Annotated in this window: 6 protein-coding genes; 2 read left to right on the top strand and 4 right to left on the bottom strand. The window is 65.4% G+C overall.

What is annotated here, in order from left to right:
- Positions 1-73 precede the first annotated feature (73 nt).
- Together WBB07_RS05245 and ppk2 are read right to left on the bottom strand one after the other, a co-directional pair.
- Complete coding sequence (locus tag WBB07_RS05245) at positions 74-601, bottom strand: DUF6912 family protein (RefSeq protein WP_526305421.1); 528 nt, start codon at positions 599-601, stop codon at positions 74-76.
- Positions 602-640: 39 nt separating this feature from the next.
- Positions 641-1,459, bottom strand: coding sequence for a polyphosphate kinase 2 (gene ppk2 / locus WBB07_RS05250; RefSeq protein ID WP_526305423.1), 819 nt, complete (start codon positions 1,457-1,459; stop codon positions 641-643).
- 374 nt (positions 1,460-1,833) lie between these two features.
- Here ppk2 and WBB07_RS05255 point away from each other — a divergent pair, with 374 nt between their 5' ends.
- Positions 1,834-3,621, top strand: a complete 1,788-nt coding sequence (locus tag WBB07_RS05255; RefSeq protein ID WP_526305441.1) for a BCCT family transporter — start codon at positions 1,834-1,836, stop codon at positions 3,619-3,621.
- A gap of 72 nt (positions 3,622-3,693) precedes the next feature.
- Here WBB07_RS05255 and WBB07_RS05260 read toward each other — a convergent pair whose 3' ends face one another.
- On the bottom strand, positions 3,694-5,106 hold the full coding sequence (locus WBB07_RS05260; RefSeq protein WP_526305425.1) for a WS/DGAT/MGAT family O-acyltransferase: 1,413 nt from the start codon (positions 5,104-5,106) through the stop codon (positions 3,694-3,696).
- A 190-nt stretch (positions 5,107-5,296) separates the two neighbouring features.
- Here WBB07_RS05260 and WBB07_RS05265 point away from each other — a divergent pair, with 190 nt between their 5' ends.
- On the top strand, positions 5,297-5,794 hold the full coding sequence (locus WBB07_RS05265) for an Rv3235 family protein (protein WP_526305427.1): 498 nt from the start codon (positions 5,297-5,299) through the stop codon (positions 5,792-5,794).
- 35 nt (positions 5,795-5,829) lie between these two features.
- Here the strand turns inward: WBB07_RS05265 and WBB07_RS05270 are convergent.
- A partial coding sequence (locus WBB07_RS05270; RefSeq protein ID WP_526305429.1) for a hypothetical protein occupies positions 5,830-6,092 on the bottom strand: 263 nt, incomplete at its 5' end.

The raw sequence follows: 6,092 nt of genomic DNA on the forward strand, positions 1-6,092 counted from the left end.
ATACCGGGCGCCTCACGAAGGGGCCCGGAGATGCAACCTACGGTACCGTAACTTACGGTTCCGTATCCAGTGCTCAGAGCAAGTCGAGCAGGAACGGCAGCTCCTGGGTGGCGTACCACGCCAGGTCGTGATCCTGAGCATCGCCGACCGCGAGTTCGGCGTCCTCATCCCCCAGATCAGCCGCGTCGATGACGCCGACCGCAGCACGCACCGCAGCCTCGGCCGTCACGGTGTCGACATAGACGGCCACCACGTCCTGGAGGGAAACCGCGTCACTCATCCGGACCACCGCGTCGTCGAGATCGGGCCGGGGTTTCACGGTTTCCACGTCGGCGACCAGCACACACCGGCGCAGCGGCAGGCCATCGGATCCGCCGGTGTCATCGCCTGATTCTTCGGCGTCATCGAAGGCCAGGAGTCGCATCGACCCGAGCGCGGCTTCGCGCAGCGCCACCTCGGCGAGTTCGTCGTCGTCGCCTTCGGCATAAGCCTCGCGCAGCGTCGGCGTCACCGCGAAGGCGGTGCCACTGACCGGGAACAACGACCCGTCGGCGACGAATTGTTGCAACATGGCCAGCGTCGCTGGGATATAGACCCGCATGGGCAGTGAGGTTAGCCCGATCCCGCCACCGACCGACAATTACTCCCGATCACCAAGCAGGGTCGCCACGTGGTCGGGAACATACGTCGACAGCTCACGCGACGGCCGCTGATAGCTGCCCGAGAGCACCGGACGTTCGGGCAACTCCACGGTCGGCCGCTCGACGTCGTGGTAGTCGATCGACGACAGCAGGTGGCACATCATGTTCAGTCGCGCATGCTTCTTACTGTCGGATTCCACGACAAACCAGGGACTCAGCGGCGTGTCGGTGTGCACCATCATCTCGTCCTTGGCGCGCGAATAATCTTCCCAGCGGTACACCGATTCCAGATCCATCGGCGAGAGCTTCCACTGCCGAACCGGGTCGTCGAGCCGCGACCGAAAACGACGCAGTTGCTCGTCGTCGGACACCGAGAACCAGTACTTGCGCAGGACGATCCCCTCATCGATGAGCATCTGCTCGAAGATCGGGGTCTGCCGCAAGAACAGTGAATGTTCTTGCGGTGTACAGAATCCCATGACTTTTTCGACGCCGGCTCGGTTGTACCAGGACCGGTCGAACAAGACGATCTCCCCCTTGGTGGGCAGATGTTCGATGTAACGCTGGTAGTACCACTGCCCACGTTCACGATCGGTCGGCGCCGGCAGCGCAGCGATGCGGGTCACCCGCGGGCTGAGGTACTCGGTGATCCGCTTGATGGTGCCACCCTTGCCTGCCGCGTCACGCCCTTCGAAGATCACCACGATGCGCGCGCCGGTGTGTTTCGTCCACTCCTGCAAGCGCACGAATTCGGTTTGCAGACGGAACAACTCGGCTTCGTAGACATCCTTCGACAGCTTCGGTCGCGATTTTCCCATCAGCGAATCGTAGTCGCGCGGACCGCATGTCGTGGCACGTCGGCGCAGTTGCGAGCAACAACATCGCAGTTGCCCGTTTCAGCACCCCGAACCACCTCTCCGGGGCCGGCGAAACCGACGGCCACCGAGGCCCCCAGCGATCCTGGATCCACCTTCGACTAAGGTTCTTCACGTTGCCGGAACCTCAGCCTGAGCCTTGTGGCCCCGTTCGCAAATCGGATGGGCCGCTCGCTGAACCCCGCTTTTGGCGCTCCACGCGCCTGCCAGCTACAAGGCTGCATGTTTGCTGAACCCGGCATGTACTCGACATGAGGAGGATCAGCTTGACGAGTAAAGGTAAGCCTCGCCCGCAAGAAGACACCGCACCCGGCGGCATCATCGGGGCATTCCGCAGCCTGAGCGCCCCGGTCTTCATCCCCGCATCGATTGTCATCATCGGCCTGATCGTGTTCGCGGCCGTATATGCCGGGGCAGCCGAGGAGGCGTTCGCCCAGCTGAACTCGGCCCTCACCAGTGGTGTCGGCTGGTGGTACATCCTGGCAACCACCGGATTCGTGGCATTTGCCGCCTACTGTGCGCTGTCACGCATCGGCGGGATCCGGCTGGGCCGCGACACCGAGAAACCCGAGTTCGGTTTCTGGTCCTGGCTGGCCATGCTGTTCAGCGCCGGGATGGGCATCGGTCTCGTGTTCTACGGGGTGGCCGAGCCGTTGACCCACTACGCAACACCGCCCGCGTCACGGGGCATCCCGGGCCTGACCGACGCGGCGGCCAACCAGTCGATGGCGCTGACGCTGTTCCACTGGGGTGTGCACGCCTGGGGCGTCTACGTCGTCGTGGGGCTCGGTATGGCCTACATGACCTACCGGCGTGGCCGGCCCCTGACGGTGCGCTGGCTACTGGAACCGCTGCTCGGCCGCCAGCGGGTCGAAGGTCCCATCGGGCACGCTGTCGACGTCATCGCCGTGGTGGGAACCCTGTTCGGTGTCGCCACCTCCCTGGGTTTCGGTATCACCCAGATCGGTGCCGGGCTGGAGTACCTCGGCTGGATCGAGATGAACAACTGGTGGATCATCGGGATGATCGCCGCCATCACCGCGCTCGCGACGTTCTCCGTGGTCAGCGGTGTCAACAGAGGCATCAAGTGGCTGTCCAACATCAACATGACGCTGGCGGCCGCTCTGGCCGGCTTTGTGTTGTTGTTCGGTCCGACATTGTTCCTGCTGCAGGCCTGGGTACAGAACCTGGGCAACTACGCGCAGTCTTTCCCCCAGTTCATGCTGCGCACCGCACCGTTCACCGACGGTGAGTGGTTGGGCAGTTGGACGATCTTCTATTGGGGTTGGTGGATCAGCTGGGCGCCGTTTGTCGGCATGTTCATCGCCAGGATCTCCCGCGGCCGCACCATCCGCGAGTTCATCGGCGGCGTCCTGTTGGTCCCCACGCTCATCGGTTCGCTGTGGTTCACGATTTTCGGCGACTCGGCGATCCTGAGGCAGCGCGACAACGGCGACATGCTGGTCGATGGCGCGGTGGACACCAACACCTCGCTGTTTGCGCTCCTGGGCGGTCTCCCCTTCGGGGTCATCACCAGTGTGCTTGCGGTGGCGGTCATCGTGTTCTTCTTCGTGACCTCCTCGGATTCCGGCTCGCTGGTGATCGACATCCTGTCGTCCGGCGGCGATCTGGATCCGCCCAAGGCGACCAGGGTCTACTGGTCGGTACTGGAAGGTGTTGCGGCGGCGGTGCTGCTTGTCGTCGGTGGTGCGGGTTCACTGACCGCGCTGCAGACAGCGTCGATCGCGACGGCTCTGCCCTTCTCTATCGTGATGGTGGTGGCCTGCTGGTCGATGTTGCGGGCATTCCGTTACGACGTGGCCACCACGCCTCGACTGATGCAGATCTCCGCTGCCGACGGGGCGCCGGCGACGGCACCCAACCGGCGACGCGACATCTCGTCGACATTGTCCGGGCTGGTTTCGGTCCGCAGCATCGGCGCCGAGACCTACGAGGTGCATCCCGAGACCGGGACCATCACCATTGCTGTCCCCGAGGACCCGCTCGGTGGTGAAGTGTTCGACACCGAAGAGTTCAAACTGTCGGCTGAGGCCGATCGCCACACCAGCGACGATCTGCCGCCGCAAACACCCCCGAAAAAGTAGTCGCCTGACCCGTGGCCGGATCGCGCTTCGGTCCGGCCACGGCTCAGCCGCACCCGGCAGGGGGACGTGCGGCTACTGCGCCGCGTCCAGCAGTTCGTCGAGCGACTCCCGCAACAAGCTGGGGAACACGTCGACGTCACTCATGGCGTCGCGGTCGGCATTGATGCCGAAATAGAGCATGCCGTGGTAGGACGTCACGCCGATGGCCAGAACCTGGTTGGTCACCAACGGTGGAACCGCATAGGTTTCCAGCAGTTTGGTGCCTGCCACGTACATCTGCCCCTGTGCGCCAGGCACATTGGTGATGAGCAGGTTGAAAAGCCGGGCGGAGAAGCTCGATGCCACCCGGATACCCATCGCATGCAGTGTCGGTGGCGCGAAACCCGACAGCGTGACGATGGTGCGGGCGTCGACCAGTCTGGCTGCCGTCGAATGTGATTCGGTGGCGTGGGCGATCTGCGACAGGCGCACCACCGAATTGCCTTCACCCACCGGCAGATCCACCAGAAATGGCGCGACTTCGCTGATCGCCTGACCCGGCCCGGCACCGGAGTCCAGATCGGGGTCGGTGTACACCGACATCGGCGCCATCGCCCGGACCGTGGACGTCGGTGTGACGGGCTCACCGCGCGACAACAACCAGTTGCGCAGCGCCCCCGCGATCACCGCCAGCACCACGTCGTTGACATCACAGTCGTAACGCGCCCGGAGGCGGCGGAAGTCCTCGAGCTGCGCGCTGGCGACGGTGAACCGCCGGTTGCGCGACACTGTGGTGTTCAACGGACTGTTCGGCGCCGTGCCACGCGCCACGGTGCGTGCGACATCGAAGGCATGCCGGACGGCTTGTACCGCCTCACCGGAATTGGTGAACAGGCCGGCCACCGTTGAGCGCACCACCTCAGCCTGTTGCCGCGGTTTCGCCGCCCAGTCCATGACGGCTCCCAACAACAGCCCGGCACCGGCCGGTTCGCGCGCCGGAATCCAGATGTCCTCACCGAAGGCCGGCGGCTTCTGCGTCCGGTCGGCGATGACATGTCCGATCTCGAGCGCCGTCATCCCGTTGACCAGAGCCTGATGCGACTTGGTGTAGATCGCGACACGGTTCTTGGTCAATCCCTCGACCAAGTACATCTCCCAGAGCGGACGAGATTTGTCCAGCGGGCGGGAACCGAGCCTGGCCACCAGATCGTGGAGTTGAGCGTCGCTTCCCGGGGACGGCAGCGCTGAGCGCCGGATGTGATAGGTGATGTCGAAGTCCGCGTCGTCGATCCAGACCGGCCGGCCGAGGCCCCAGGTGACTTCGCGGACCTTCTGCCGATACCTCGGGATCTGCGGCAACCGCTGCTCGACGGTGGCCAGCAGTGTTTCATAGCTCAATCCGGCCCGCGGCCGACGCAGGATCGACAACGTACCGACATACATCGGTGTCGATGTGTTCTCCAGCTGATAGAACGACGTATCAGACGCAGACAACCTGGCGACCATCCCGGCAACCCTCCCCTAGCGTCCCCACGTCCCGACGTGTCCGCGCACGCCGTCACCGTAGCTGGCCGGCCTGTGGATGCGTATCGCGGGTGCACACGCGGCCGTGGGCGCTGTGCCATGATCAGCCAAACCCCGTCTGCCACTCTCCAGCAGGCCGTCCGTTGTGTCGTGTCTCTCTGGAGGTCCAGCAATGACCACATCGCCCAGCACCGGCAGCGTCACCCGCATCGTCGACTACGAGCCCCCGCTGGCCGCTTCATCGGCACTCGGGCACAGTCGCGTCCCGTCGCACGGGCGTGGTACCCGACGGATTCGCCCCCTGCACCCGCCACCGAGCACTCCGGCATCGGCGCCGCGACGACAAGCCGCGGCGGCCTTCGCCGACGCCGCCTTGCGCACCGTGCTCGAAGTGATCGACCAGCGCCGGCCGCCGGGTCAGGTGCGGCCGCTGCTGATGGGTGGACTCGCCGATACGGTGATCGCCCTGAGCCGGGCCACCAGCCGCGGTGACGGTGCCGCTGTGCTGCGCCGGGTCCGACTCCAGGCTGCTGACACCGAGGGCGCCGCCTTCGAGGTGGCCGCCGTCTATTCGCGCGGTGCCCGCACCCACGCGATGGCATGCCGGGTCGAGCTGGCACCAACGGCTCGGGAACCGCGGTGGCAGCTCGTGGCACTCCACATCGGGTGAAACAGCCCAGCCTCTGGGAGGCTTCTGAAGTCGGGTCAGCCTCTACGAGGCTTCGCAGCCCGACGAGCGGCCTCACGCCGTTCTTTACGGGTGGTGCCGGCAGCCGCACCGTCGCCGTTGTCCCGGCGTTGCACGGCGGCGCTGCCGTCCTCGGACGGCCCGGTGTAGGTCAGCGGAGGTGTTGCCTCGTCGTTGATCCCCTTGGCGCGCAGCGCGGGTGCGGGTGCGGCCGCGTGGCGGCCTCCCGGAGCGGGTGCCACCGGTGAGTCGGTCTGCGGGCCCGCGGTCTGCCTGGCCG

Source organism: Mycobacterium sp. (assembly GCF_049647605.1).
Taxonomy (GTDB): Bacteria; Actinomycetota; Actinomycetes; order Mycobacteriales; family Mycobacteriaceae; genus Mycobacterium.